At 58.2% G+C, this 1,873-nt stretch carries 1 protein-coding gene and 1 pseudogene; one reads left to right on the forward strand and one right to left on the reverse strand.

Annotated features, from left to right (window positions below):
- Nucleotides 1-365 precede the first annotated feature (365 nt).
- A pseudogene (locus P0D96_RS47855) lies at nucleotides 366-805 on the forward strand (transposase family protein); the annotation flags it as partial.
- Between the two features lie 272 nt (nucleotides 806-1,077).
- Here P0D96_RS47855 and P0D96_RS47860 read toward each other — a convergent pair.
- Nucleotides 1,078-1,767, reverse strand: a complete 690-nt coding sequence (locus tag P0D96_RS47860) for a hypothetical protein (RefSeq protein ID WP_408321300.1) — start codon at nucleotides 1,765-1,767, stop codon at nucleotides 1,078-1,080.
- Between the last annotated feature and the right edge of the window lie 106 nt (nucleotides 1,768-1,873).

Genomic DNA, 1,873 nt, shown 5'->3' on the forward strand with positions numbered 1-1,873 from the left:
TGATGCCGACGGTCGGACACTCCTAGATTACGATGGTGGTCGGCTAGCCTCGCCTCGACGCTTTGCTCCTCAACGGAAATGACTGGGACGTGGCTTCTAGTTTAGTTCGCAATCGCCACTCGCAATGGCCAGTGCAGCGTCTTCTTGTATTCCCCATGTCTGGTTGCCAAAGCCGACACGGCTGTCAGTTTCTGTTAATTGCCCTGACAATTTGACATAAATATAAATAGTAATCCTAACTTTTGCATAACCTTATTTATGAACCTTTTAATTGTACGTCCCAAATAGAAATGTCGGGTTTCCGCTAAATAGAAATGTCGTGTTCTGGGTAGGTTGAGCGCCGGACATCCATCATGGAGCCGGCGATGAAGGGGACTGGGATGATCACGATGACGATGCGCGAGGTGGACCGGTTCAAGGTCATCCAGGCGGTGACCGAGGCCCGGCTCAGGCCGGGCCAGGCGGCTGAACGGCTGGGACTGGGCGTGCGCCAAGTCGAGCGGCCGGTGCGGCGTTATGAGGCGGCTGGCGTGGCCGTCCGGGCAACCACCAGCTTCCTGCTGGCAACGCTCAGCGGGCGCTGGCGCTGATCCGCGAGCGCTACCCGCATTTTGGTCCGACGCTGACCTGCGAGAAGCGGCGGGAGTGTCACGGTATCGGGCTGGCGGTCGAGACGGTGCGCACGCTGATGCGGGCGGCCGGGCTGTGGATCCCGCGCAAGGAGCGTGCACCGCGGGTGCACCAGCCGTACAACCGCCGTGCGTGTCTGGGCGAACTGGTGCAGATTGATGGCAGCGACCACCGCCGGGCGGCGATTTCCAGCACAGATTACGTGGGAGCGCCTTTCCGTCATAAATTGCGTGGAATTGGTTGGGCCACGCGATTAAGAAGGAAAGTGTACGCTGGACACACTCCGAAACCACGTGATCTCTGTTGAAAATGGGTGCGACCATTTCCAGCACAGATTACGTGGAATATGCGATACAGATTTACGTGGGAGCGTTTCCGGTGGAGAACAACTTTAGGGACGGAAGGGCTGAAAGCGTGAATGACGACGGCGGCGGAGGATGCTGTGTACTACCCATGCACCGCTCCTACCACGTGATCCCGCGCGGCCTCGATCACGGCCAAGGGGCCTGTTGCCAGGACCTCGCGAGGACGCTTCCCATGGAGCATACTGTTCGTCGACTCGAACCACGAGGCAATCCGGAACGGTGTGAAGCCTTCGAAGACCTTCAGGATCTCTGCCAGTGCAGGAATCGGGTTGCCGAGATCATCAAAAATGTACCTCGGGTACAAGGTCTGGCCCGCCCGCTCGATGGCAAAAACCCTGCCTTCCTTCTTCCACCGACTCGTCACAGCATGCAGATTCGTGGCATCCGGATTCTGCCGCTTGCCGACCATCTGAGCCGTCAACCACGTGGTTCCGTCCAGCACAGTTGCAACCGCCTTAGCTTCCATCTCGGCGCGCGACGGCGTCATCAGCCTGACCGGTGACGCATCGACGAGACCTTGCAGGACACTATCTTCCTGCTCGCTGATTCGCCGGCGTACCTTGCGAGTCAGCTCTACCTTGGTGTGCTCCGACATGCCACCGCCCAAGTCTTCCAACCCGTCGAGAATTGCAGTCGCAGCAGCACGTGTCGCGTCCAGCGCCATCACGATCCGGCCGATGTCACCGACGCCTCCCGCGGTCTGGGATCCGAGCGCCAACGCGGTCATGCTTGCGGGGGCCATCGTTTCGGCACTTGAACGTCCTTTAACCATTGCGTACTCGATATTGAGAAATGTGATCGTTTAAGTTTATATCACAAGTCTCACATTTCAAGTATCTGCCTCAAAATGCTGCCCCCGGGGGTAACTCGCATACCAC

Origin of the sequence: Paraburkholderia sp. RL17-347-BIC-D, assembly GCF_046027915.1 — a bacterium.
In the GTDB taxonomy this organism is placed as follows: Bacteria; Pseudomonadota; Gammaproteobacteria; order Burkholderiales; family Burkholderiaceae; genus Paraburkholderia.